The sequence below is a fragment of the Flavobacterium sp. MMS24-S5 genome (genome assembly GCF_050320125.1).
GTDB classification, from domain to species: domain Bacteria; phylum Bacteroidota; class Bacteroidia; order Flavobacteriales; family Flavobacteriaceae; genus Flavobacterium; species Flavobacterium tyrosinilyticum.
In genome coordinates this window covers 1,989,363-2,014,008 of the sequence record NZ_CP190016.1, presented here as the reverse complement: position 1 = coordinate 2,014,008, position 24,646 = coordinate 1,989,363, and the positions used below count along the sequence as shown (strand labels likewise).

General features: G+C 29.7%; 21 protein-coding genes and 3 pseudogenes. All 24 read left to right on the top strand.

All coding sequences use genetic code 11. From position 1 onward, the window contains the following. The first annotated feature begins 167 nt into the window (after positions 1 to 167). The 24 genes and pseudogenes from ACPWTF_RS09225 to ACPWTF_RS09110 all read left to right on the top strand — a co-directional run bounded on the left by ACPWTF_RS09225 (position 168) and on the right by ACPWTF_RS09110 (position 24,551). Positions 168 to 794, top strand: a complete 627-nt coding sequence (locus ACPWTF_RS09225; protein ID WP_427875246.1) for an acyltransferase — start codon at positions 168 to 170, stop codon at positions 792 to 794. After that, the gene (locus ACPWTF_RS09220) at positions 791 to 1,894 is read left to right on the top strand and encodes a glycosyltransferase family 4 protein (RefSeq protein WP_427875245.1); all 1,104 of its coding nucleotides are present in this window, start codon (positions 791 to 793) and stop codon (positions 1,892 to 1,894) included. Before ACPWTF_RS09225 ends, ACPWTF_RS09220 begins: the two co-directional genes overlap by 4 nt. Positions 1,895 to 1,902: 8 nt before the next feature. Continuing rightward, on the top strand, positions 1,903 to 2,898 hold the full coding sequence (locus ACPWTF_RS09215) for a GDP-mannose 4,6-dehydratase (RefSeq protein WP_427875244.1): 996 nt from the start codon (positions 1,903 to 1,905) through the stop codon (positions 2,896 to 2,898). Between the two features lie 22 nt (positions 2,899 to 2,920). After that, the gene (locus ACPWTF_RS09210) at positions 2,921 to 3,676 is read left to right on the top strand and encodes a glycosyltransferase family 2 protein (RefSeq protein ID WP_427875243.1); all 756 of its coding nucleotides are present in this window, start codon (positions 2,921 to 2,923) and stop codon (positions 3,674 to 3,676) included. Between the two features lies 1 nt (position 3,677). Then, entirely contained in the window at positions 3,678 to 4,868 is a 1,191-nt protein-coding gene (locus tag ACPWTF_RS09205) for a glycosyltransferase (protein ID WP_427875242.1), read from the top strand. A 142-nt stretch (positions 4,869 to 5,010) separates the two neighbouring features. Beyond that, positions 5,011 to 6,252 carry a hypothetical protein gene (locus ACPWTF_RS09200; protein ID WP_427875241.1) on the top strand — a complete coding sequence of 414 codons (1,242 nt, stop codon included), beginning with the start codon at positions 5,011 to 5,013 and terminating at the stop codon, positions 6,250 to 6,252. 12 nt (positions 6,253 to 6,264) lie between these two features. Further along, positions 6,265 to 7,560, top strand: coding sequence for a hypothetical protein (locus ACPWTF_RS09195; RefSeq protein ID WP_427875240.1), 1,296 nt, complete (start codon positions 6,265 to 6,267; stop codon positions 7,558 to 7,560). Between the two features lie 36 nt (positions 7,561 to 7,596). Then, entirely contained in the window at positions 7,597 to 8,628 is a 1,032-nt protein-coding gene (locus ACPWTF_RS09190; RefSeq protein ID WP_427875239.1) for a polysaccharide biosynthesis protein, read from the top strand. Between the two features lie 54 nt (positions 8,629 to 8,682). After that, positions 8,683 to 9,802: pseudogene (locus ACPWTF_RS09185) on the top strand (NAD-dependent epimerase/dehydratase family protein). Positions 9,803 to 9,889: 87 nt separating this feature from the next. After that, positions 9,890 to 11,023 carry a non-hydrolyzing UDP-N-acetylglucosamine 2-epimerase gene (gene wecB, locus ACPWTF_RS09180; RefSeq protein ID WP_250837435.1) on the top strand — a complete coding sequence of 378 codons (1,134 nt, stop codon included), beginning with the start codon at positions 9,890 to 9,892 and terminating at the stop codon, positions 11,021 to 11,023. Between the two features lie 19 nt (positions 11,024 to 11,042). Beyond that, positions 11,043 to 11,828: a glycosyltransferase family A protein gene (locus tag ACPWTF_RS09175; RefSeq protein WP_427875237.1), complete on the top strand. Its 786-nt coding sequence runs from the start codon at positions 11,043 to 11,045 to the stop codon at positions 11,826 to 11,828. Further along, positions 11,825 to 12,412, top strand: coding sequence for an acetyltransferase (locus tag ACPWTF_RS09170; protein ID WP_427875236.1), 588 nt, complete (start codon positions 11,825 to 11,827; stop codon positions 12,410 to 12,412). Before ACPWTF_RS09175 ends, ACPWTF_RS09170 begins: the two co-directional genes overlap by 4 nt. 3 nt (positions 12,413 to 12,415) lie before the next feature. After that, positions 12,416 to 13,549, top strand: a complete 1,134-nt coding sequence (locus ACPWTF_RS09165; protein ID WP_427875235.1) for an NAD-dependent epimerase/dehydratase family protein — start codon at positions 12,416 to 12,418, stop codon at positions 13,547 to 13,549. Continuing rightward, positions 13,546 to 14,586, top strand: coding sequence for a hypothetical protein (locus ACPWTF_RS09160; protein WP_427875234.1), 1,041 nt, complete (start codon positions 13,546 to 13,548; stop codon positions 14,584 to 14,586). The genes ACPWTF_RS09165 and ACPWTF_RS09160 overlap by 4 nt, the downstream gene beginning before the upstream one ends. Position 14,587: 1 nt before the next feature. Beyond that, on the top strand, positions 14,588 to 15,496 hold the full coding sequence (locus ACPWTF_RS09155) for an NAD-dependent epimerase/dehydratase family protein (protein WP_427875233.1): 909 nt from the start codon (positions 14,588 to 14,590) through the stop codon (positions 15,494 to 15,496). An 11-nt stretch (positions 15,497 to 15,507) separates the two neighbouring features. Then, positions 15,508 to 16,626: a GDP-mannose 4,6-dehydratase gene (gene gmd, locus ACPWTF_RS09150; protein WP_427875232.1), complete on the top strand. Its 1,119-nt coding sequence runs from the start codon at positions 15,508 to 15,510 to the stop codon at positions 16,624 to 16,626. 47 nt (positions 16,627 to 16,673) lie between these two features. Continuing rightward, the gene (locus ACPWTF_RS09145) at positions 16,674 to 17,606 is read left to right on the top strand and encodes a GDP-L-fucose synthase family protein (RefSeq protein ID WP_427875231.1); all 933 of its coding nucleotides are present in this window, start codon (positions 16,674 to 16,676) and stop codon (positions 17,604 to 17,606) included. Between the two features lie 9 nt (positions 17,607 to 17,615). After that, positions 17,616 to 18,587: an MraY family glycosyltransferase gene (locus ACPWTF_RS09140; RefSeq protein WP_427875230.1), complete on the top strand. Its 972-nt coding sequence runs from the start codon at positions 17,616 to 17,618 to the stop codon at positions 18,585 to 18,587. After that, positions 18,577 to 19,008, top strand: coding sequence for a WxcM-like domain-containing protein (locus ACPWTF_RS09135; protein WP_250837426.1), 432 nt, complete (start codon positions 18,577 to 18,579; stop codon positions 19,006 to 19,008). The genes ACPWTF_RS09140 and ACPWTF_RS09135 overlap by 11 nt, the downstream gene beginning before the upstream one ends. Then, positions 18,998 to 20,142 (top strand): annotated as a pseudogene (locus tag ACPWTF_RS09130) (DegT/DnrJ/EryC1/StrS family aminotransferase). The gene ACPWTF_RS09135 and the pseudogene ACPWTF_RS09130 overlap by 11 nt, the downstream one beginning before the upstream one ends. Beyond that, positions 20,139 to 20,687: a dTDP-4-dehydrorhamnose 3,5-epimerase gene (gene rfbC, locus ACPWTF_RS09125; RefSeq protein ID WP_427875229.1), complete on the top strand. Its 549-nt coding sequence runs from the start codon at positions 20,139 to 20,141 to the stop codon at positions 20,685 to 20,687. Before ACPWTF_RS09130 ends, rfbC begins: the two are co-directional and overlap by 4 nt. After that, positions 20,687 to 21,532 carry a dTDP-4-dehydrorhamnose reductase gene (gene rfbD / locus ACPWTF_RS09120; RefSeq protein WP_427875228.1) on the top strand — a complete coding sequence of 282 codons (846 nt, stop codon included), beginning with the start codon at positions 20,687 to 20,689 and terminating at the stop codon, positions 21,530 to 21,532. Before rfbC ends, rfbD begins: the two co-directional genes overlap by 1 nt. Before the next feature lie 82 nt (positions 21,533 to 21,614). Continuing rightward, complete coding sequence (gene rfbA / locus ACPWTF_RS09115; protein ID WP_427875227.1) at positions 21,615 to 22,499, top strand: glucose-1-phosphate thymidylyltransferase RfbA; 885 nt, start codon at positions 21,615 to 21,617, stop codon at positions 22,497 to 22,499. 108 nt (positions 22,500 to 22,607) lie between these two features. After that, a pseudogene (locus ACPWTF_RS09110) lies at positions 22,608 to 24,551 on the top strand (polysaccharide biosynthesis protein). Positions 24,552 to 24,646: the final 95 nt, after the last annotated feature.

Here is a 24,646-nt window from a genome sequence, read left to right as displayed (position 1 = left end):
AAAGACAGGTAAGATATTGAAGTTTTATTATAATTGCTTTAGCAAAGTTTTTTTATTTGAATATTGGAATTGACTCTGCTCGCTTAGCATCGGCTATTTTAATAATTCTAAAAATGTTTTATGTTTTGTATAGATCTAATAATTGTATTAAATAATTTAAATAAATTATGATCGAGTTTTTGTTGAATATTAGAAGAAAATACCAATCGAAATCGAGGTATAATTCTTTTAAAGATTATATTAAAATTGGAAGCTCTCATCTTTTAGATGCTTTTAGAATTAATTTAAACAATCCTTTGAAAGAGAAAATCTATCTTTCGGTTGGAAATGATACAATTTTAAATTGTCAAATTACTTTCGAATCTGAAAAAGGGGAAGTATTAATTGGTAATAATACTTTTATAGGAGGGAGTAATCTTATATGTAGGAATAAGATTACTATTGAGGACAATGTGTTTATAGCTTGGGGAAGTTATGTATATGATCATAATTCACATTCTTTAGATTATAAAGACAGAGAGAATGACATTATTCAGCAGTTGAGTGATTATAGACTAGGTCAAAATTTTATTGCTAATAAAAATTGGGATGTTGTTCAATCAAAACCAATTTTAATAAAAGCTAACGCTTGGATAGGTATGAATTGCATTATTTTGAAAGGTGTTACCATTGGTGAGGGAGCTATAGTTGGAGCGGGAAGCGTTGTATCTAAAGATGTGCCAGATTGGACAGTCGTAGGAGGTAATCCTGCAAAAGTTATAAAAATATTACCAGAAAGTTTAAGGAAAAAATGAAGATACTATTCGACGAACAGATATTCACTCAGCAAAAATATGGAGGTATTTCCAGATATTTTTTTGAATTGATTAAAAGATTTGATGAAATAGAAAATAGTTGTGAGGTAGCAACTCTTTTTACTGATAATGCTTATTATAACAAACGATTTAACCCTAAACTGAATAGGTTTTTGCCTGATTCTCATTTTAAGGGAAAGAAAAGAATAACAAATTATCTTAATGAAAGGAAATCGATAAGAGAAGTTCAGAAAGGAAATTTTGATCTGTTTCACCCCACTTATTATGATGATTATTTTCTTGATAGATTAAAAGGGAAGCCTTTTGTGGTTACTTTTTATGACATGATACACGAGAAATTTTCAAATCAATATGAAAGTTTTAAATCAGATATTAAGATTTTTGACAATAAGAGACGTTTGTTAGAAAATTCGAGTAAAGTAATTGCAATATCTGAAACAACAAAAAAGGATATTATTGAATTTTTTGATGTTGATCCTTCAAAAATAGATGTTGTCTATTTGGGAAATTCGCTTCAGAATTTTGATATTGAAAATAAACCTTTGATTGAAGAAGATTATATTTTGTTTGTAGGTAACAGAGAAAATTATAAAAATTTTAATTTTTTTATTTCAGCTATAGCTCAATTATTAATTGATACTAATTTGAAATTGATTTGTGCAGGTGGTGGTGATTTTTCTCCACAAGAAGTAGTTTTAATACAAACCTTGAATTTAGAAAATCGTGTTGTTTTAAGAAAAATAATTAATGATGATGTATTGGCCAATTATTATGCCCATGCCTTATTTTTTTGTTTCCCAAGTTTATACGAAGGATTTGGAATTCCAGTATTAGAATCATTTGCTTGTGGTTGTCCAGCACTCTTGAGTAGTGGAGGTTCGTTGCCTGAAGTAGGAGGTGAGGCTGCACTTTATTTTGACCCGCGTAATGCAGAATCTTTGAGAAAATCTGCACATGAATTGATTAATAATCAGGTTTTAAGACAAAATTTGAGTGAAAAAGGTTTTGAAAGATTGAAACAATTTTCCTGGGATGCCACCTTCTTAGAGACTTTAGAAGTTTATAAATCAGTGATATAAGGAATATAATGGGGGAAATATATACAAAAACGGCTCTTATTACAGGGATTAGCGGACAAGATGGGGCTTATCTCTCTAAATTATTATTAAGTAAAAATTATAAAATCATTGGAGTAACAAGAAGTCATCATGAAGATAATTTAAGTAAACTTAAAAGACTTGGTGTTGATAGTGATATAATTATGGAGGAATGTGATTTACTTGATATATCAAGTATAATCAACATGATTAATAAATACAAACCCGATGAAATTTATAATTTGGCGGCACAGAGTTCTGTTGGATTGTCATTTACACAACCTATAGGTACAATAAATTTCAATATTGTTTCGGTACTAAATTTGTTAGAAGCCATTCGTATTATTAAACCGGATGTTAGATTTTATCAAGCATCGAGTAGTGAAATGTATGGAAAAGTAACAAACTTACCTGTTACCGTAAATACTCCGATGCATCCATTGAGTCCGTATGCTATTTCAAAAGCATCAGCACATTGGATAGTAGTTAATTATAGAGAGTCTTATGGGGTATATGCTTGTAATGGTGTCTTATTTAATCATGAATCTTTTCTGAGATCTAATGGTTTTTTTGTTAAAAAAGTTTTGCAAGAAACGGTTAGAAACCAGAATAATGCTAATTGGGTTTTGAAGGTCGGTAGTATTGATATTAAAAGAGATTTTGGATATTCACCAAGTTATGTAGAAGCAATGTGGTTAATGTTACAAGCTGAAAAGGCAGATGATTTTATTATTTGTTCAGGAAAAAGCATAACGTTGAGATCTATTATTGAGTATGTCTTTAAGAAACTCGATGTTTCAATAAATAAATTAGTAATTGATAACGATTTTATGAGACCAACTGACATAGAAGATATTTATGGGGACAACACGCCTGCAAAAACGAAATTGGGTTGGCAGTATGATCTCGATTTTTATCAGGTTTTAGATGTTTTAATAAAAGAAGAACTAGATTTTTTAGATCAAAAAGAAGTTGTTAATGCATAAGTTTTATTATTAGTAAACAAAAATGAATACACAATTACCTCTTATTTCTATCATAACAGTTTCATATAATGTGGTTAATACTATTGAACAAACAATACTGAGTGTAATTAATCAGGGATTTGATAATTACGAATACATCATAATTGATGGAGGCAGTAAGGATGGAACTTTAGAGATTATTAAAAAATATGAAGATAAAATTACTCTTTGGATATCAGAAGCAGATAAAGGGATTTATGATGCAATGAACAAAGGAGTTCTATTAGCAAAAGGTGAATGGGTTAATTTTATGAATGCCGGAGATTTGTTTGCAAATAACATTTCTAAGTTGTTAAATGACGCCCTGGTAGATAAAAATCATGATGTCATTTATGGTGATGTTTTTATAAAAAAAAATGGAGTTTTAAGTCTTGATAAAGCAAGAGAGATATATCAGTTGAACTATTCTCTTAATTTTTGTCATCAAAGTTCTTTTGTAAGAAGAGAAATATTGGTTAAATATCCTTTTTCTTTAAATTATAAAATATCTTCAGATTATAATTTGTTTTTAAATTTATTTATCAAAGGCTATAATTTTCATTACATAAAAAGTGCCATCTCAATATTTGAATATGGTGGAATTTCTTCTGGAACTAGTAAAAAATATATTAAAGAACGATTTTTAATTTTATCTAATTCCCATAAAGGATTTAAGAATAAAGTTTGGTTTAATTATAAATTTGTTAAAATGCTGCTTCCATTTAATAGAGCTACTATCTTAAATTTTTTTAAAAACTAGTTTGAAAAATATTCTTATAATTCACCACGGAAGGGGTGTTGGGGGAGGTCTAATTGCTTTGTTAGGACTTATTGAAGAACTTAAATTTAAAAATAAGGTTCAAGTTTTATGTGTCTTTGATAGTGAAGCAGTTCAATATATTGAGAAATTAGGTGTCACGGTAACTATTGCAAAGTCAAAATTTTATTCAAAATTTTATGGAATTTTTATTCATAGCGAAGCATCTTATTTTGATATAATTGATTTTTCTAGGAATTTAAAAAATATAATTAGTTTTTTTTTAAGTAAATATATATTCGCCAAAAAAGAATTATCAAACTTAAACATAGAATCTGATATAATTTATCTGAATTCTACTTTTATATCTGATTGGGCGCTGGCAGCAAAAAGGAATAAAAAAGAAACTTTTATTCATATTAGAGAGCCCCTTGCTAGAGGTGTTTTTGGAATTAGAAAAAGTATAATAAAAAGTGGCATAAATAAATATTGTGATCAAATTATTGCAATATCTAGAGATAATGCTTTAAGAGTTGGTTTAGAAGACAAAACTAATATTGTATATGATCCAGTAGTAGTTAAGGGCAGAAGCACTTCGCATGAAGTAAATCAAAATCAAAATTTTAAACATTTCTTGTATATGGGAGGAATGCAACGAATAAAAGGTTTTGAGCAATTTGTTCAAGCTTTACCTTTTTTAAATGAAAATGTTAGGATTTATTTCTTAGGAGGGGATTTCAGATTTCCAGATAACAAACTAAAAAGATTTATTTTATTTTTTGATCCCTATATGTGGAGAATTAATTCACTAATTAAGAGTTTAAATAAGTCTAAACATATTATTAAAATTGGGTTAGTTGATAATATATTTGATTACTATGCTAATTCTATATCTTTAATCTCTCCATTTTCAAAACCTCATGCAGCGCTTCCTATTTTAGAATCATTTTCAGTGGGGAAACCAGTAGTTGTTTCTGATATTATGGGTATGGATGAATTAGTTGATTTAAATAATGGATTGTTTTTTAAAAATGGAAGTGGCGAAGAATTGGCAAACGCAATAAATAAAATGTCAACTTTAAATAATTCTGAATATTTGAATATGTGTAATAATGCAAAGAATAAGTTTGTTGAAATATTAGGGCAAAATCAATCTGTACAATCTATCATTGATAAGCATTTTTTATCAATTTAATAAGCTCATAAAAAGTAGTATCAAAAATATTATTATATAGTAAGGTTTTAATATATTAATTAAAAGATCCAAATTACTTCTAAGAATTTGGTAAGATACTTTTATTTTAGGATTTTATAATATTATAATAAATAAAAAATTAATGATAAATATAAAAAATAAAGAATCAGATGATCAAACTAATTGGATGCATTATCTTATATTTTTTATAGTAATATTTGTTTCTGATGATACTTTTAACTTTGGTACCAACGAGAATCTAGTTTATATTGCAGTAAAATACCTAATATACCTTTTGTTAACAGTATATCTACTGACGATTTCTAACTTAAAGTTTTTGACGATTTTAACTAAGAGTAGTTTAGTCTTTTATTTTATAGTCTTTTCCGTTTTTATCACCGTTTTTTTGAATTATGACTTTTCTGGGGGCTATGTTTATCAAATATGGTTGTTTTTTTTAGCTTTGATAATTGTAAATTTTTATTCATATAAAAATTTTATAGATGTTTATTTGAAACTAATTTATATTTTAAGTTTGATTTCATTAATCATATTTGTAATTGCGTCAATTTCCTTATCTTTTTTTGAAATATTCCCAGTCCAATATAATTCGGCTGGAGCAACAATGTATAATTTAGGAGTTGCTATTGTTTTTGCTGACGGTAGCTATGTAAGGAATACTAGCATTTTTAGGGAACCAGGTGTTTTTATGATTTATTTAAATATAGCAATATTATTTGAGTTGTTTTTTAAAAGTGAAATCAATAAAAAATATCTTTTTGTTTTCATATTGGCCTTATTTAGCACATTTTCTACAGCCGCATTTATTACAGTAGGTATTATCTTTATCTCATTCTTGTTTACAAATAACAAAAGTAAAGCCTCAATAAAAAATAAAAGTTTAATTGTTGGATTACTGTCGATTGGTTTTATAGTTGTTCTTTTGTCGGGAGAACTGTATAGCATGATTTTTGAAAAAATGGGAAAAGATAACATTGGAGATGGTAGCTCACTCGCTAGAGCGATGTCCGTTCTAGCTAATTTCAATATTTTTTTGGATAATATTTTCTTTGGTGTAGGAATTAAAAATTATCCATTGTTCTTTGAAAAATACACTCGTGCCCTTATTGGTTTTGGATTGGATGTAGGAAATAACACCAATACAATTACGACAATATTAGCTGTTTATGGATTTTTATTTGGTTTTTTATTTATTTATATGCTGATTAGTTTCGCAAAAAAAACATCTAATTCAATCATTGTTAGAACTTTTATATTTTTGGTTTTGATTATGTTATATAGTAATGAAGAATTAAGATACTCTTTAATGTCGGCAACATTTTTAATGTGGGGGTTACTTAGTAGAAAAAAAGTAGAAAATTAAAATAAGTTTATTGTGAAGATTTTAATAGTATCGTATGATTTTTATCCTGAAGCTAAGCCTAATACTTACCGTTGGTTTAATATCGCAAAAAAATGGGTTGACGAAGGTATAGAAGTACATGTTATTACCGCTAATAAAAATGCTTATCTAGAATTTGAGGAAATTGAAGGAGTTAAAATTTATAGGACAACGGAGTATTTTTTAGGGAATCTCAAATATAAATTTAGGGGGAATCTTCAAATCAATTCTCTGGACATGAATAAACAGAGAATAACTTTTAAAGTTGCAGTAAAAAAAATGTTTAGAAAAATTTATGATTTGACATGGTCAAATTTATATTGGCCTGATCATTCTTTTCTATGGCAATTTTCTGCCGTTCCTATGGCCTCAAAAATTATTGATGAAAATAAAATTGATAAGTTAATTACTGTATCATGGACATTTTCTGCCCATCGAATTGGTTATAAGTTAGCGAACAAACATAAAAATCTTTACTGGCTTGCAGATACTATAGACCCATTTAGTTACAACGCAAAGGTCAATAATACATTTCTCTATGGTAAATTAAACAGGGCATTCGAGAAAAAAATATTTGAAAAGGCAGATTTAAATTGTGTATTGACAGATAGAATAAGAAAAAAATATGTATCACTATTTCCAAATTTAGAAAATAAAATAGTTGTAAATAACAATGTTTTTATTCCTACTGATTACAACTATTCGAATGAAAAAAGTTTGGAAGAGAAAAAAATAAAAATAGTTTTTTTAGGAACCTTAAGTACTAGTACTAGATCCCCAGAAAATTTGCTTATTTTATTAAAAAAATTAGTGATTAGATATCCAGATCTGAACTTTACTTTTGATTTTTATGGAGATCTTACTGATACTGTTATACTTTTTCAGCAATATCCACAATTATTAAATGATCATATCAAGTTGAATGGATTTATCGATAGAACTCAATTGAACTTAGTTATAAAAAATGCTGATGTCCTATTGAATATTGGTAACAATAATGAATATCAAGAGCCAAGTAAACTTATAGAATATATGTATTCAGGAAAAAAGATACTTAATATTTGTTCTATTATGAATGATACTTCAGCTGAGTTATTAAAGATATATCCGCTAAGCTTAAGTATTTTTTCAGATGAGATAGATCGTATGGAATCTGTTGAAAAAATGGTAGATTTTTTTCAAAAAGATGCTATCATTGATGAAGAATCTTTGAAAAGTATTTTAAAAGACTATCTATTCGAAAATGTCGCGAATAAATATCTAAGTTTTATATCAGAAAGGAAACAATAGGGTTTCATCGTTTAAATTAAAGGAAGAAAATATAATATGTTCAAAGATAAAATATTACTTATAACAGGAGGTACAGGCTCATTTGGTAATGCAGTTTTAAATAAATTTCTTACTACAGACCACTTTAAAGAAATTCGTATTTTTTCACGAGATGAAAAAAAACAAGACGATATGCGTAATCAATTAAAAAGTGATAAACTGAAATTTTATATTGGTGATGTAAGAGATTATAATAGTGTAGAAAGAGCTATACGGAATGTTGATTACGTTTTTCATGCTGCAGCTTTAAAACAAGTGCCTTCATGTGAGTTTTTCCCATTAGAAGCAACTAAGACAAATGTAATAGGAACGCAAAATGTTATCGATGCGGCTGTTGCAAATAAAGTAGCAAAGGTTATTTGTTTGAGTACAGATAAGGCCGCTTATCCAATTAATGCTATGGGGATATCTAAAGCATTAATGGAGAAAGTTGCTGTAGCTGCATCTAGAAACTCTAAAGATACCACCGTTTGTTTAACAAGATACGGGAACGTTATGGCTTCAAGAGGATTTGTTATCCCTTTATTTTTGAAACAAATAAAAGAGGGTAGTCAGATTACAATTACAGATCCTAATATGACTCGTTTCTTAATGTCATTAGATGAAGCTGTAGATTTAGTTTTATTTGCATTTGAACATGGAAATCCAGGAGATTTGTTTGTAAACAAGGCTCCAGCAGGTACGATTGGGGATTTGGCACAAGCATTAAAGGAGCTTTGTAATTCGAATAACGAAATTAAAATTATAGGAACGCGTCACGGGGAAAAACTTTATGAAACCTTGTGTACACGTGAGGAAATGTTAAAAGCAGAAGATATGGGAGATTTTTATAGGATTCCAGCTGACAATAGAGATTTGAATTACGCGCAATATTTTTCAGAAGGTGAAAAAGATATTTCATTTATTGAGGATTATCATTCTCATAATACCGAACAGCAAGGTGTTGAAGGAATGAAAACATTATTATCAAAATTACCTCTTATAAGAAAAGAAGTGTTTGGAGAAGATGTAATTCAAATGCCAGGATAGTAAGTTGCTTTAAAATTAATTTGATAAATAATATTTTAAAGAATAAACATAAATATGTTAAAAGTAGGGATAACTGGGCAGGCAGGGTTTGTTGGTACACATTTATATAATACATTAGGACTTCACCCGGAAGAATTTCAGAGAATAGAATTTCAGAAAGATTATTTTGATGATGATGATCTATTAAATGAATTTGTAGCAAAGTGTGATGTAATAATTCACCTTGCTGCAATGAATCGTCATCATGATCCACAGGTAATCTACGATTCTAATATTGGGTTAGTTAAAAAATTAATTCATTCCCTTGAAATTTCGAACAGTAAAGCGCATGTTATTTTTTCGTCGTCTACTCAAGAAGAAAGGGATAATCTTTATGGAAAATCTAAAAAAGAAGGCCGTGAAATGATGTCTGCATGGGCAGAAAAATCTTCGGGAAAATTTACAGGTTTGATTATACCAAATGTTTTTGTGACCTTTTGGCCATCCTAATTATAATTCAGTAATAGCAACTTTTAGTCATAAGATATCTAGAAATGAAAGCCCATCCATTGATATTGATGCTGATTTAAAATTAATTTATGTAGGAGAATTGGTTGATTTTATTTTAAAAGAAATAAAATCAGTAAATGGAAATGAGAAAGTAATGATAGAGCATACTTCGCAATGTAAAGTTTCTCATCTTCTAGCTTTATTAACATCATATAAAGAAGAATATCAGGATAAAGGTATAATTCCAGTTATAAATAATGTATTTGAACTTAATTTGTTTAATACTTATCGTAGTTATATTGATGTAAAAAAATATTTTCCAGTAAAATTTACGCAACATACAGATACTAGAGGTAGTTTTGTAGAAATTATTCGTTTAGGTGTAGGAGGACAAGTTTCATTTTCTACTACTGTTCCAGGAATTACAAGAGGAAATCATTTTCATACCAGAAAAATAGAACGTTTTGCTGTAATAAAAGGTAAAGCACTAATTCAGCTACGCCGTATAGATAGTGATGAAGTAATCGATTTTTATTTAGATGGCAATGAGCCTGCGTACGTCGATATGCCAATATGGTACACCCATAATATTAAAAATATTGGTGATGAAGTATTGTATACGAACTTTTGGATAAACGAATTTTTTGATCCAAATGATCCAGATACCTATTTCTTAGATGTATAATGAATAAGTGGCTTTTCTAATTATTTTATAAAAATATTAACTAATTATTGAAAAATACTATCACTTTAGGATAGAGAAAGATTATATATGAAGAAGTTAAAAGTTATGACGGTGGTTGGAACCCGTCCTGAAATCATCAGACTTTCACGTGTTATGGCAGCTTTAGATGATTCACAAGCGATTGAGCATATAATTGTACACACGGGGCAAAATTATGATTATGAATTAAATCAGATTTTTTTTGAAGATTTAAATATAAGAAAACCGGATCATTTTTTAAATGCAGCTGGAGTAACTGCTACTGAAACAGTAGGCCAAATTTTAATAAAAATTGATCCTCTTCTCGAAGCTGAAAAACCAGATGCTTTTTTAGTTTTAGGAGATACAAACAGTTGTTTATGTGCAATACCTGCTAAAAAAAGACATATTCCTATTTTTCATATGGAAGCTGGAAATCGTTGTTTCGATCAAAGGGTTCCAGAAGAAACTAATCGTAAAATTGTAGATCATATTTCAGATATTAATCTTACTTACAGTGATATTGCACGAGAATATCTATTAAGGGAGGGCTTATCTGCGGATAGAATTATTAAAACTGGTTCGCCAATGTTTGAAGTTTTAAATCATTACATGAATGATATTAATTCATCAAATATTCTTGAAAAACTTAATCTTGAAAACGAGAAATTTTTTGTTGTGTCGGCTCACAGAGAAGAAAATATAAATAGCGAGAAAAACTTCAAAGGACTAATGGATACTCTAAACTTAATTGCGGATAAATATAAATTTCCAATTATTGTTAGTACGCATCCTAGAACACAAAAAATGATTGATGCGAAACAGATTGCAATGAGACCTGAAGTCCAGTTTTTAAAACCGATGGGATTTAATGATTATAATGCTTTGCAAATGAAATCTTTTGCAGTCTTATCTGATAGTGGTACAATTTCAGAAGAATCTTCTACACTGAATTTTCCAGCTTTAAATATTAGAGATGCTCATGAGCGACCAGAGGCGATGGAAGAAACTTCAGTTATGATGGTTGGTCTAAATCCAGAAAGAATTATGCAAGCCCTTGTACAATTACAAACACAAAAGAGAGGGAAAGATCGTAATTTCAGACCGGTGGCCGATTATTCTATGCCAAATGTGTCTGAAAAAATGGTCAGAATTATTTTGAGTTATACCGACTATATTAAACGTGTAGTTTGGAGCGAATAATTAAATAAAATAATTGATTATGATTTCTGTAATTATTCCAATGTATAATTCAGCAGGTTCCATTGAAAGGGCGTTAGAGTCTGTTATTAATCAAGATTATGATGGCTTGATAGAGGTTATTGTCGTGAATGATGGTTCAAAAGATGATTCTGTTAAAATAGTAAAAGCATTTATTGAATGTAATAATCACATAGGTATTAGCTTAATTTCACAAGAAAATGGAGGAGTTTCAAAAGCTAGAAATACGGGTTTAAAAAATGCGAAGGGTAATTATATTGCTTTTTTAGATTCTGATGATGCTTGGTTCCCAGATAAACTTAGTCGACAAACAAAAATTTTTGAAGAGAAACCAAATGTTGATTTTTTAGCAACAGCTTTTGAAGGGTTTTACATGAAAAATAGATTAGAAGGAGAGTTGATAAATGTGAAATTTATAAATTTAATATTTAAAAATTTTTTCCAACCTTCAACTGTTTTAATGAAAAAAGCTATTGTCGATAAAATTGGATTATTTGATGAAAATCAAAAATATGCCGAAGAGGGAAACTTCTTTTTTAGGGTGTCTCAGGAATTCAACTGTTTTTTTTATAATAAAAAACTAATAATTTATGGTGATGGAAAAACTGGTTTTGGTGAAAGTGGACTGAGTGCTAATCTAAAAGAAATGGAAAAAGGGGAACTTAAAAATCTTAAATTTGCCTTTAAAAATAATTGGATAAGTATTGGTACATATATAATAGCTGTTACTTTTTCTGTTCTTAAGTATTTCAGAAGAATTGTAATAGTGTTTCTTAGAAAAAAATGAATAATTATAGTATTGCTCAAGTTTTATATTTAATTTATTGTAAATTACGAGGTTTTTTTGTTTTTAAGGAAGCAAGACTTGTAAGGTTTCCAATTGATCTTCGAGGAGCAAAATATATTAAAGTTTCGAAGGGGTTTACCACAGGAGTTGGATGTCGATTAGAAGCCTATCCAATGAACCGCGAACAAACAATGTTTTTTGGAGAAAACGTTCAAATGAATGATTATGTTCATATAACGGCCATGAAAAGTGTAATAATTGGAAGTAATGTACTTTTAGCAAGTAAAATATATATATCAGATTGTTCGCATGGTAGCTATAATGGTGATGAATTTGATAGTAACCCTAATATAATACCGAATAAAAGAGCATTAATTGCTAAACCAGTTATAATTAATGATAATGTTTGGCTAGGGGAATTTGTTTCCGTATTACCAGGGGTTGTAATTGGAAAGGGAACAATAGTCGGAGCGAATTCAGTCGTATCTAAAAGCCTTCCGCCGTATGTTATTGCTGTCGGTTCACCTGCAAAACCAATTAAGGAATTTAATTTTGAAACTCAGAAATGGGTTAAAATTCAGTAAAATATGAAAAATGTATTAATTACCGGAGGAGCCGGATTTATAGGAAGTAATTTATCATTAGAATTGATTGATAAAGGATATAATATAACAGTCTTGGATAATTTATCTCCTCAAATTCATGGAGATACTCCAGAGTTAACATCTCCCTTATATAAAAGTATTAAAGATAAAGTAACGTTTATTAGAGGAACCGTAACCTCTAGAAAGGACTGGGAACTGGCTCTTGAAGGACAAAATATAATTGTGCACTTTGCTGCTGAAACAGGTACTGGACAATCGATGTATTGTATTGAAAAGTATACTGAAGTAAATATTCAAGGTACTGCAATTATGCTTGATATATTGGCAAATAATCAGAATTCTGTCGAGAAAATTGTAATAGCATCTTCGCGATCTATTTATGGAGAAGGAAAATATAGACATCCAGAATTAGGAATTGTTTATCCAAAACATAGGGGAGAAGAAAATATGTTAGCTGGAAATTTTGATCTTACATATGCAGACAACCAAAAACTGGAATTATTGGCAACTGATGAAGATTCAAAAATACATCCATCTTCGGTTTATGGAATCACAAAGCAGAATCAAGAACAGATGATTATGACTGTTTGCCCAACAATAGGTATTGCCCCTGTTGCTTTTAGATATCAAAATGTCTACGGTCATGGACAATCATTGTCAAATCCTTATACAGGAATTTTATCTATTTTTTCTACACAAATTAGAAATAATAATCCGATTCAAATTTTTGAAGACGGAAAAGAAACAAGGGATTTTGTTTTTATTGATGATGTAGTATCAGCGACAATTCTTGGAATTGAAAAAAGTGAAGCTAATGGGCAAGTTTTTAATGTAGGAACTGGTGTAGCTACAGATGTTCTCGAGGTGGCAAATTCCTTAATTAAAGCTTATGAAATAGATGTTCCTGTCACAATAACAGGTAAATTTAGATTAGGTGATATACGTCACAACTATGCGGATTTAAATAAAATTAAAAATTTATTAGGATTTGAGCCAAAAGTTTACTTTAAAGAGGGAATTGAGAAATTTTCTAAGTGGGTTTTGCAGCAAGAAATTCAAGAAGATAAGTTAAGTATTTCACTTGAAGAAATGAAGAAGAAAGGTCTGCTAAAATGATATTAAAAGATAAGCTGGATAATAAAAAAATACTTTTCTTTTCCGTTCAGACCTTTAATCTAGAGAAAGAGATTATAAAAAAGTTAGAGGAGCTTGGTGCGCAAGTTGATTACTATGATGAAAGACCTTCAAATAATAGTTTTGTTAAAGGAATTATAAGGGTTAAAAGGAATTTTTATCAGAAAAAAATAGATAGTTATTACAAGGGGATCTTGCTTAAAACTAAAAATGAAATTTATAATTATTTGTTTGTAAATAGAGGTGAGGTAGTTCCAGGATTTTTTCTTCAAAATTTTAAGAAAGATCATCCGGAGTGCGAATGTATTTTTTATACTTGGGATTCATTTACAAATCACAGTCACCCTACTCAGATATTAAAATACTTTGATAAGAAGTTTACTTTTGATCCTGATGATGCAGTAAAATTTAATTTGAATTTTCGACCTTTGTTTTATTTAGACTCTTTTAAAAACATATATAAGGACATTAATGAAAAATCTAAATATGATTTGCTTTTTCTTGGCACAGCCCATTCAGATAGATATACAATAAGTAGTAAAGTAAAAGAATGGTGCGATTTAAATAATTTGGCTTCATATTGTTATTATTTTATTCATGGTCGTTTAGTTTATTTTTATAAAAAGAAATTTGATAAGACTTTTCAATTGTTTGATTATAAGAAATTAAGCTTCAAAAGCTTAACAACGAATCAAATATTAGAATTATATAAAGATTCAAAAGTTATTTTAGATATTAATCACCCAGGCCAGAAAGGATTAACAATGAGGACGTTTGAGACTATTGGAGCAGGTAAAAAAATGATTACTACTAACTCTGAAATTAAAAAATATCCTTTTTACAATGCTAATAATATATATGTAATAGATAGAAACAGCATTGTTATGGATAAAAACTTTTTTGAATTGCCTTATGTAGAAGTTGATAAAGAATTATATTACAAAGCTTCAATAGAAGGCTGGTTAAAATGTATCTTTGTTGAAAATGAATCAAAGTATTGGATTAAAGATATAAATTAGAATGAAAATAACCATAACTGGAGCTAGTGGTTTTGTGGGGGGCAATCTTAAAAAAGATTTAGGAACTTCGAACGAAATTGAGTCAAAGAGTATCAGATATGTTCCCAATCAGGAGTTTGATCTTAAAACAGATGCAATAATTCATCTAGCGGGAAAGGCACATGACCTGAAAAATGTATCACAACCAAATGAATATTATGATGCCAATTTTGAGTTAACTAAACAACTTTTTGATGGTTTTTTGGTTTCGGACGCTAAGATTTTTATTTTTATGAGTACGGTTAAAGCATGTGCTGATGAGGTTGACGGAATTTTAACAGAAGAAGCTCAATGTAATCCTAAAACTCACTATGGCATAGCAAAGAAAATGGCAGAAGATTATATTATAAGCCAAAAAATTCCTTATGGTAAACGCGTTTATATCTTAAGACCCTGCATGATTCATGGACCAGGAAATAAAGGTAATCTCAATCTTTTATATCAATTGGTTTCTAAAGGTTTACCTTGGCCCTTAGGGGCTTTTAAAAATCAACGTTCATTTTTGAGCATTGAAAATCTTTGTTTTGTCATTAAGGAGTTGTTAGAGAACAAAATGATTCCTTCTGGTATTTATAATATAGCGGATAATGAAGTTTTGTCAACTAATGAATTAATTAAAGTTTTAGGTTCTACCTTAGGAAAGAAAAGTTTAATATGGAATATTAATTCATCTTTTATTAAATTTCTGGCTAAATTTGGAGATTATTTTCATATGCCATTAAATTCAGAACGTTTGCAAAAGTTAACGGAAAACTACGTAGTCAGTAATAAAAAAATGATTAGTGTTCTCGGAAAATCATTACCGATTGTTGCTGAAGTTGGGTTAATGAAAACATTTGAATCTTTTAAGATAAATAATAAAAAAAAATAAAAAATAAATAAATGAAAGTAGCACTTATAACAGGAATTACAGGACAAGATGGATTATATTTAGCAGAATTATTGCTGGAAAAAGGATATGTGGTTCATGGCGTTAAAAGAAGAGCTTCTTCTTTTAACACTCAACGTATTGATCATATATATCAAGATCAGCACGAAGCTAACGTAAATTTTAAGCTACATTATGGAGATTTGACAGATTCTACGAATGTTATAAGAATTATTCAAGAGGTGCAACCAGATGAAATATATAATCTTGGAGCTATGAGCCATGTTAAGGTCTCTTTTGATTCTCCAGAATATGTTGCAAATGTAGATGGTATAGGAACTTTAAGAATTCTAGAGGCAGTTCGTATTTTAGGGTTAGAAAAGAAAACTCGTATTTATCAAGCATCAACATCCGAATTATATGGTGGCTTAGCTGAGAATAAAAATGAAAAAGGCTTTTATGATGAGAATTCACCATTTTATCCGCGTTCGCCTTATGGTGTAGCTAAAATTTACGGTTTTTGGATTACCAAAAATTATAGAGAAGCTTACGATATATTTGCTTGTAACGGTATTTTGTTTAACCATGAATCACCACGTCGAGGAGAAACTTTCGTAACTCGTAAAATTACTATGGCTACGGCCGCTATTGCTTTAGGAGAGCAAGATTGTTTGTATTTAGGAAATCTAGATGCACAACGTGATTGGGGACATGCAAAAGATTATGTAGAAGCAATGTGGCGTATTTTACAACAGGATGTTGCTGAAGACTATGTTATTGCTATGGGAGAAACTACATATGTTCGTGATTTTGTTAAAATGTCATTTGCAGAAGTAGGGATAGATATCGAATTTAGAGGTGAAGGGGTAGAAGAAAAAGGATATGTTGCTTCTTGTAGTAATGCTGAGTATCAAATTGAAATAGGTAAACAAGTAATTTCTGTTAATCCACAATATTTCCGTCCAACAGAAGTAGATTTGCTTATTGGAGATCCTACTAAATCAAAAACAAAATTAGGATGGGTTCCTAAATATGATTTGGCAGGACTAGTTAAAGAAATGATGATATCTGATCTTAATTATGTTAAGAAAGAAAAGATGTTAAATGAAGTAAGATCAGCTATTAGATATTAATTTAGATATATTAGAATACTTCATATTCAAGATCGAAGAGTAACACTATGAATTTACAAGATAAAATATACGTAGCTGGACATAGAGGTATGGTAGGTTCGGCAATTTTACGTCAATTAAAAGAAAAAGGATATACAAATTTCGTATTGAAAACTTCTTCAGAATTAGATTTGAGAAATCAGCAAGCAGTAGAAGATTTTTTTGCTGAAGAAAAGCCTGATTATGTTTTTTTAGCAGCAGCAAAGGTTGGAGGTATTATTGCCAATAACACTTATAAAGGGGATTTTATCTATGAAAATCTAATGATTCAAAATAACATTATTCATCAATCTTATTTAAACAATGTAAAAAAGTTGATGTTTTTAGGATCTTCTTGTATTTATCCTAAGATGGCGCCTCAGCCATTAAAAGAAGAGTATATGCTTACAGGAGAACTAGAGTCTACTAACGAGCCTTATGCCATTGCAAAAATTGCTGGAATTAAAATGTGTGATGCGTATAGAGATCAATTTGGATGTAATTTTATCTCTGTTATGCCAACAAATTTGTATGGGCATAATGATAATTACGATTTAAAGAATTCTCATGTTCTTCCTGCAATGTTAAGAAAATTTATTACTGCAAAACGTAATAATGACTCTTCTGTTACTATTTGGGGAACAGGACACCCAAAAAGAGAATTTTTGTATGCAGATGATCTTGCCGAAGCCTGTCTATATTTAATGGAAAACTATAATGAACAAGGATTAGTAAATATTGGAGTAGGAGAAGATATTTCGATTTTAGATCTGGCTATTTTGGTAAAAAAAATAGTTGGTTTTGAAGGAGAAATTTTGACGGATACCTCCAAGCCAGATGGTACGCCTCGTAAACTAATGGATGTTTCAAAATTAAATAGTTTTGGATGGAAAGCTAAGACTAGTCTAGAAGAGGGGATTAAGAAAGTATATCAAGAAATAAAAGATACTAATTGGGAGTAAGGTCATAAAATGGAGTACACAATTTTAGGAATTGTTTTAATGATTATTATGTTGCTCTATTTTAAAGTAGCAGATCATTTTAATATAATTGACAAACCAAACCAAAGAAGTTCACATACAGAAATTACTTTGCGGGGAGGTGGAATCATTTTTTGGTTTGCAGCATTGTTATATTTTGCTCAAAATATTGAAGGTAGTTTCTTTTTCTTTACAGGAATTACTTTAGTCAGTTTAGTCAGTTTTTGGGACGATATTCAAAGTTTATCAAATAAAATCCGAATTTCAATTCATTTCCTTTCCATCACGTTAATTTTTTTTGATTTAAACTTATTTACTTTCGTCCCAATTTGGACAGTTTTAGTAAGTTACGTATTAGCAATAGGGCTCATTAATGCCTATAATTTCATGGATGGAATTAATGGTATTACGGGGCTTTATACTTTAGTAGTAATGGGGTCACTGTTGTATGTAAATACAAAAATCCAGCTTTTTACTGATGGTGTTTTTATAATATATGCAATGATTGCGAGCTTGGTTTTTCTGTTTTTTAATTATAGAAAAAAAGCAAAATGTTTTGCAGGAGATGTTGGAAGCATTGCTATTGCTTTCTGGATAATTTATTTGGTTTTAAAATTAATCCTTAAAACAGAAACTCTTATTTGGTTATTGTTTTTAGCAGTGTATGGAGTAGATGCTGTCTGTACAATTCTTCACAGACTTTACCTTAAACAGAATATTTTTGAAGCCCATCGTTTGCATCTATATCAAGTATTAAGTAATGAATATAAGATGCAACATAGAGTAGTTTCGGCACTTTATGCAGTTGTACAGACAGGGATTTCTTTTTTAGTTATTTTTCTTTATCAAAAAGTTCAAGATTCACTAGTATTCTTAATTGTCATTTCGCCATTATTGTTACTTTACTCTTCAAAATTTTATTTGTTAAACAAAAGTAATTTACGATTAAATCATGAAGCCTAAAATAATTCAGGGAGGAAAATTTTCAGATCAAAGAGGAAGTATATCGTATGTAAATGATTTTAGCTTTACTGATATTGAAAGGTTTTATATTATAAGTAATTCGAAGGAAAATCCAATCCGAGCTTGGCAGGGGCATAAATTAGATACTAAAAATTTTTATTGTCTTTCTGGTTCTTTTAATATTCATTTTATAAAAATTGATAATTGGGAAAATCCTTCAAAGGATTTAACCATTGAAACCGTTTTTGTTTCTGAATCTGATAGTAAAATTGTTCACATACCTGCGGGTTACGCAAATGCAGTAGAATCGTTGGATGAAAATTCTAAATTAATATCTTTTTCTACATTGCCGTTAAGTAATGTTAGCGAGGACGACGTTCGTTATCCGTTAGATTATTGGCATATTAATAATGGACAATAAGAGAATTTATTTGTCATTATCTCAAGAAAGCGGATTTGAGCAAGAGTATATTCAGAATGCTTTAAAGTCAAATTGGATTACTTCTGGTGACCAAATGTAGAGGAGTTTGAAAATAGACTTGAGGGGTACTTTGGAAATGAAAACTTTGTTGCTGCTTCAAACTCTGGAACATCAGCTATTCATTTAGCTCTAATCTTATTAGGTGTTAAAGCTGGCGATGAGGTAATTTGCCAAAGTATGACTTTTTCAGCTTCAGCAAATCCAATTTTATATCAGAATGCATCTCCTATATTTGTAGATAGTGAAGTTGATACATGGAATATTTGTCCAGAATATCTAGAAACTGCTATAAAAGACCGAATAAAAAAGGGGAAAAAACCAAAAGCAATTATAGCCGTTCATTTATATGGTATGCCATATAAAGTAGATGAAATAACTGCTATTGCTGATAAATATAAGATTCCAATTATTGAAGATAGCGCTGAAGCACTAGGAAGCAGTTATAAAGGAAAAAAATGTGGTAGTTTTGGAGCTTTTGGTATTTTATCATTTAATGGAAATAAAATTATTACCACTTCTAGCGGTGGTGCATTAATAGCTAGGCATAAAGAACAAAAGGAAAAAGCAATTTTTTATGCTACTCAATCAAAAGATGCAGAGGTACATTATCAGCATAGTGAAATAGGCTACAATTATAGAATGAGTAATATTTGCGCAGGAATTGGTCTTGGACAGATGAAAATTTTAGAAAAGAATATCAGTTTAAGACAAGCGAATCATTTATTTTACAGAGAGATTTTTAAAGAAGTTGAAAATGCAAAACTCTTTGATAATTCTAGCAATGACTTCATTTCTAACTATTGGCTTAATACAATACTTTTGGAAACAAAAGAAGAAAAGGAAAGTTTGAGACTTGCTTTTAACAAAGCAAATATAGAGAGTAGACCGTTGTGGAAGCCAATGCATCTGCAGCCAGTTTTTGAAAAATATCCATATTATGGAGGTAAAATTGCTGAAGAGTTATTTGATAGAGGATTATGTTTGCCATCAGGATCAAATTTAGCTAATACAGATAAAATTAGAATAAAAGAGGTTATTGTTAATTTCTTTAATGAATTTAAAATTAAAAAATGAAAATCGAAGAAACATTCATAAAAGATTTGGTAATTGTAGAACCAACAGTATTTGGAGACGAAAGAGGTTACTTTTTTGAATCTTATAGTAGAACTAAATTTGAAGATTTAGGAATTAATATTGAATTTGTTCAAGATAATCAGTCATTTTCAAAGAAAGGCACTTTAAGAGGCTTGCATTATCAAAATCCTCCTTTTGCACAGACAAAACTAGTTCGTGTTTTGGAAGGCGAAATTATTGATGTTGCAGTGGATTTGAGAAAAGATTCTCCTACGTATGGAAAAGCATTCAGTGTTTTACTATCAGCAGAGAATAAAAAACAGTTATTAGTTCCGCAAGGATTTGCACACGGATTTTCTGTTATAAGCGAAACAGCTTCAGTAATGTATAAATGCGATCAATTTTATAACAAAGCCTCTGAGGGCGGAATTAAGTACGATGATCCGTCTTTAAATATTGATTGGGGAATGAATCTGGATGAAGCAATAGTTTCAGAAAAAGATCAAATTCTTCCTTTTATTGAAAATTGTAATAGTTTATTTTAATGAAAAAAATTTTAGTAACTGGTGCAACAGGACAATTAGGATCGGAACTTTCAGTTTTAGCACCTTCTTATCCTCAATATGAATGGGTATTTGCAGATAGAACTCAAATTACATTAAATAACTTAGAAATGCTTCAATCTCAATTAGAGGCAATTCTCCCTGATATTATATTTAATTGTGGAGCTTATACTGCTGTTGATAAAGCTGAATCAGAAAAAGATTTAGCTTTTACAGTAAATCATCTATCCGTAGGGTTAATTGCAAAATATGCCAGAGAAAATAATGTTAAATTAATTCAAATTTCAACAGATTATGTATTTGATGGATCTTCTTCAGTTGCTTTAGATGAAAAAGCAGAAACAAATCCTAAAAATGTTTATGGAAAAAGTAAATTAGCTGGAGAAACTGCATGTTTGCAAGAAAATCCGGAGTCAATTATTATTAGAACTTCTTGGGTCTATAGTAAGTTTGGAAATAATTTTGTCAAAACAATGCAGCGATTGATGCAGGAAAGAGATGAAATTAATGTTGTAAATGATCAAATAGGGTCACCAACTTATGCTCCTGATTTGGCGCAAGCAATGATTGATATCATCGAATCTTCAAATTGGGTTCCAGGAATTTATAATTATTCGAACGAAGGCGAAATTAGCTGGTATGAATTTGCGTTAAGCATTAAGGAGGTTGGTGGCTACAGCTGTAAAGTTGGAGGGATTCCATCGTCATCTTATCCAACTCCAGCAAAAAGGCCAAGTTTCTCACTATTAGATAAGAAAAAGATAAAAATAGTTTATAATTTAAAAGTTCCAAATTATAAAGACAGTTTAAGAAAAATGTTTGTTTAAATTAAAAATGATTTAAAGATTTATACGACAGAATTTCAAAAGAAATCTAAAATCTAAAATCTAAAATCTAAAATCAAAATATATGAAAGGAATTATATTAGCTGGAGGTTCTGGCACAAGATTGCATCCATTGACATTAGCTGTAAGTAAACAGCTAATGCCAGTTTACGATAAACCTATGATTTATTATCCGTTATCAACATTAATGATGGCAGGAATTAATGAAATTTTAATTATATCAACTCCTCACGATTTACCACATTTTAAAAAACTTTTAGGAGACGGGAGTACAATTGGTTGTAAGTTTAGTTATGCTGAACAACCCAATCCAAATGGATTGGCTCAGGCTTTTGTAATTGGAGCTGAGTTTATAGGTAATGACAAAGTAGCTTTAGTTTTAGGAGATAATATTTTCTTCGGTACCAATATGCAACAACTTTTAAAAGACAATGCAGATCCTGAAGGAGGTGTTGTTTTTGCTTACCATGTTTCGGATCCTGAAAGATATGGAGTGGTTGAATTCGATGAAAATAAAAATGCTATTTCTATTGAAGAGAAACCATTGGAACCAAAATCTAATTACGCAGTTCCAGGACTATATTTCTACGATAATTCTGTTGTTGAAATTGCCAAAAATATTAAGCCAAGCGCCCGTGGTGAATATGAAATTACAGATGTGAATAAAGTTTATCTTGCAAATGGGAAATTAAAAGTTGGTATATTAAGTAGAGGAACTGCTTGGTTGGATACGGGAACTTTTAATAGTTTAATGCAAGCAGGGCAATTTGTGCAAGTTCTAGAAGAAAGACAAGGATTAAAGGTAGGCTGCATTGAAGAAATTGCATGGAGGCAAGGTTTTATTGACGATGCAAGACTGGAAGAATTAGCTCAGCCATTACTTAAATCTGGTTATGGAACTTATCTTTTGGAATTTTTAAAGCAAAAGAAAAAAGGTGTTAAAATTTAATTTGCACCAATAAGTAATTATTTAAAACCTTTAATTTGTATTTTTGTATAAAGTTCAAATTTTACTGACTTAAAAAATGCTAAATTGAATACAGAAAAACCAAATAACATAAGCTCTTTGCTGTATAAAACCTTTTCTCCAAGAAATCTTAGAGCAAATATCAACAATTTGAGTTATTTGCCCAGATGGATTATTGTTGCTATTGATGTAATGGTTTTATTTTTTTCATTTTCCTTTACTTATTTGCTTTTTGATGGAACTGCAATCGGATACATTATAACTTCTCATGATTTTTATTTTGTAGCGGGATTAATAACAGTTAATATATTTTTCTTTTGGCTCTTTAGAACATATTCAGGAATTATTAGGCACTCCTCATATATTGATGCAATTAAACTGCTTTTCTCTCAAATGTCAGTTTTGGTTTTCTTTCTATTTATAAATCTAATATTTGAATTATATACTGGGCATAAAGCATTTTTAAATACAGCTCTTTTTATAAATTTAGTTTTGTCGTTTTGCGGTTTGTTTTTGTATCGTGTAATTGTAAAACAGACTTTTGAAATGTATTTTTCAGAGAAAACTACAACCAAGCTTGTTAGAACAGTTATTTATGGTACTGATGCAAATGCCATTTCTGTTGCAAATGCTTTAAAATTTGAAACACCTTCTAGATTTAAAATTGTTGGATTTGTTGATAAGAATAATCAGAACGCATCTAAGCGAATGCTAGATCTGCCAATCTTAATTTTAAGAAAAAAACTTCCTGCATTAATGAGATCTGTTGCAGCAGAAGGAGTAATTATTGCAGATAAAAGTTTGACTAAAGATGAGCAACTTATTATTGTTGACCAATGTTTAGAATTTAATTACAGAGTATATACTGTACCATTGATTTCAGATTGGGAAAATCAAAAAGAAATTTCTCAGAAAGTAAAAAATATACAGATTGAAGATTTATTAGAAAGAAAACCGATAGTCTTAGATAGTAAATCAATTTCGAAACAATTAAAAGATAAAACAATCTTAATAACAGGTGCGGCTGGTTCAATTGGAAGCGAGATTGTTAGGCAGGTTCTGAATTTTAATCCAAAAAATGTAATCGTTTTGGATCATGCAGAGACACCATTACACAATTTATGCTTAGAAACTCAGGGAATGAATTTCAATACGAAAATTGTTGCAGTAATTGCTGATGTGAGAAGTAAAAAAGCTTTAGAAAAAGTTTTTAAAAATTATAATCCTCATGTTGTTTTTCATGCGGCAGCTTACAAGCATGTGCCTTTGATGGAAGAGAATCCGTCTCAAGCAATTCAAACTAATATTAAAGGAACTAAAAACCTTGCAGATTTAGCTTGTAAATATCAGGTAAAGAAATTTGTAATGGTTTCTACCGATAAAGCTGTTAACCCAAGTAATGTAATGGGGGCTAGTAAACGTATTGCAGAAAAATATGTGCAGTCTCTATTCTTAAAAAACCAAAAGGAAAAGGTTGAAGGCGGTACAAAATTTATTACTACTCGTTTTGGAAACGTTCTAGGGTCAAATGGATTTGTTGTTCCCTTATTTACTAAACAAATAGCAGAAGGATGACCAGTAACAATTACACATCAGGATATAATTCGTTATTTTATGACAATACCTGAGGCATGTCAACTGGTATTAGAGGCTGGAGCTATGGGTAATGGTGGAGAAATCTATATTTTTGATATGGGTAAACCAGTTAGAATTATTGATTTAGCACGAAAAATGATTAAGTTGGCTGGTTTCATTCCAGACAAAGAAATTAAAATTAAAATTGTTGGATTAAGACCAGGAGAAAAACTTTACGAAGAATTATTAAATGATACATCTAAGACTCTTCCAACACATCATAATAAGATTATGATTGCGCAAGAAATTCAAGATGAGTATGAAAATCTTCATAATGAGGTTGATGAATTGATCGGAATTGCTGATTTTTACGAAAATGATGATATTGTTTCAAAAATGAAAAAGATAGTTCCAGAGTTTAAAAGTATGAATTCTACTTTCGAAGTTTTAGACAAATAGTATAAAGACAAAAATATAAATTCAGTATAATCAAAAGGTGTTTTTTGTAAACACCTTTTGGCATTTTTAAACAAACTCTAAAATATTAAAAATCT

What these genes read in the sequence shown, in the direction of transcription:
- gmd (WP_427875232.1), top strand. Translation starts at nt 15,508, where the DNA reads ATGAAAGTAGCACTTATAACAGGAATTACAGGACAAGATGGATTATAT.
- ACPWTF_RS09135 (WP_250837426.1), top strand. Translation starts at nt 18,577, where the DNA reads ATGAAGCCTAAAATAATTCAGGGAGGAAAATTTTCAGATCAAAGAGGA.
- ACPWTF_RS09215 (WP_427875244.1), top strand. Translation starts at nt 1,903, where the DNA reads ATGGGGGAAATATATACAAAAACGGCTCTTATTACAGGGATTAGCGGA.
- ACPWTF_RS09190 (WP_427875239.1), top strand. Translation starts at nt 7,597, where the DNA reads ATGTTCAAAGATAAAATATTACTTATAACAGGAGGTACAGGCTCATTT.
- ACPWTF_RS09220 (WP_427875245.1), top strand. Translation starts at nt 791, where the DNA reads ATGAAGATACTATTCGACGAACAGATATTCACTCAGCAAAAATATGGA.
- ACPWTF_RS09200 (WP_427875241.1), top strand. Translation starts at nt 5,011, where the DNA reads ATGATAAATATAAAAAATAAAGAATCAGATGATCAAACTAATTGGATG.
- ACPWTF_RS09225 (WP_427875246.1), top strand. Translation starts at nt 168, where the DNA reads ATGATCGAGTTTTTGTTGAATATTAGAAGAAAATACCAATCGAAATCG.
- rfbA (WP_427875227.1), top strand. Translation starts at nt 21,615, where the DNA reads ATGAAAGGAATTATATTAGCTGGAGGTTCTGGCACAAGATTGCATCCA.
- ACPWTF_RS09175 (WP_427875237.1), top strand. Translation starts at nt 11,043, where the DNA reads ATGATTTCTGTAATTATTCCAATGTATAATTCAGCAGGTTCCATTGAA.
- ACPWTF_RS09145 (WP_427875231.1), top strand. Translation starts at nt 16,674, where the DNA reads ATGAATTTACAAGATAAAATATACGTAGCTGGACATAGAGGTATGGTA.
- ACPWTF_RS09160 (WP_427875234.1), top strand. Translation starts at nt 13,546, where the DNA reads ATGATATTAAAAGATAAGCTGGATAATAAAAAAATACTTTTCTTTTCC.
- ACPWTF_RS09165 (WP_427875235.1), top strand. Translation starts at nt 12,416, where the DNA reads ATGAAAAATGTATTAATTACCGGAGGAGCCGGATTTATAGGAAGTAAT.
- ACPWTF_RS09155 (WP_427875233.1), top strand. Translation starts at nt 14,588, where the DNA reads ATGAAAATAACCATAACTGGAGCTAGTGGTTTTGTGGGGGGCAATCTT.
- ACPWTF_RS09170 (WP_427875236.1), top strand. Translation starts at nt 11,825, where the DNA reads ATGAATAATTATAGTATTGCTCAAGTTTTATATTTAATTTATTGTAAA.
- rfbD (WP_427875228.1), top strand. Translation starts at nt 20,687, where the DNA reads ATGAAAAAAATTTTAGTAACTGGTGCAACAGGACAATTAGGATCGGAA.
- ACPWTF_RS09140 (WP_427875230.1), top strand. Translation starts at nt 17,616, where the DNA reads ATGGAGTACACAATTTTAGGAATTGTTTTAATGATTATTATGTTGCTC.
- ACPWTF_RS09210 (WP_427875243.1), top strand. Translation starts at nt 2,921, where the DNA reads ATGAATACACAATTACCTCTTATTTCTATCATAACAGTTTCATATAAT.
- wecB (WP_250837435.1), top strand. Translation starts at nt 9,890, where the DNA reads ATGAAGAAGTTAAAAGTTATGACGGTGGTTGGAACCCGTCCTGAAATC.
- rfbC (WP_427875229.1), top strand. Translation starts at nt 20,139, where the DNA reads ATGAAAATCGAAGAAACATTCATAAAAGATTTGGTAATTGTAGAACCA.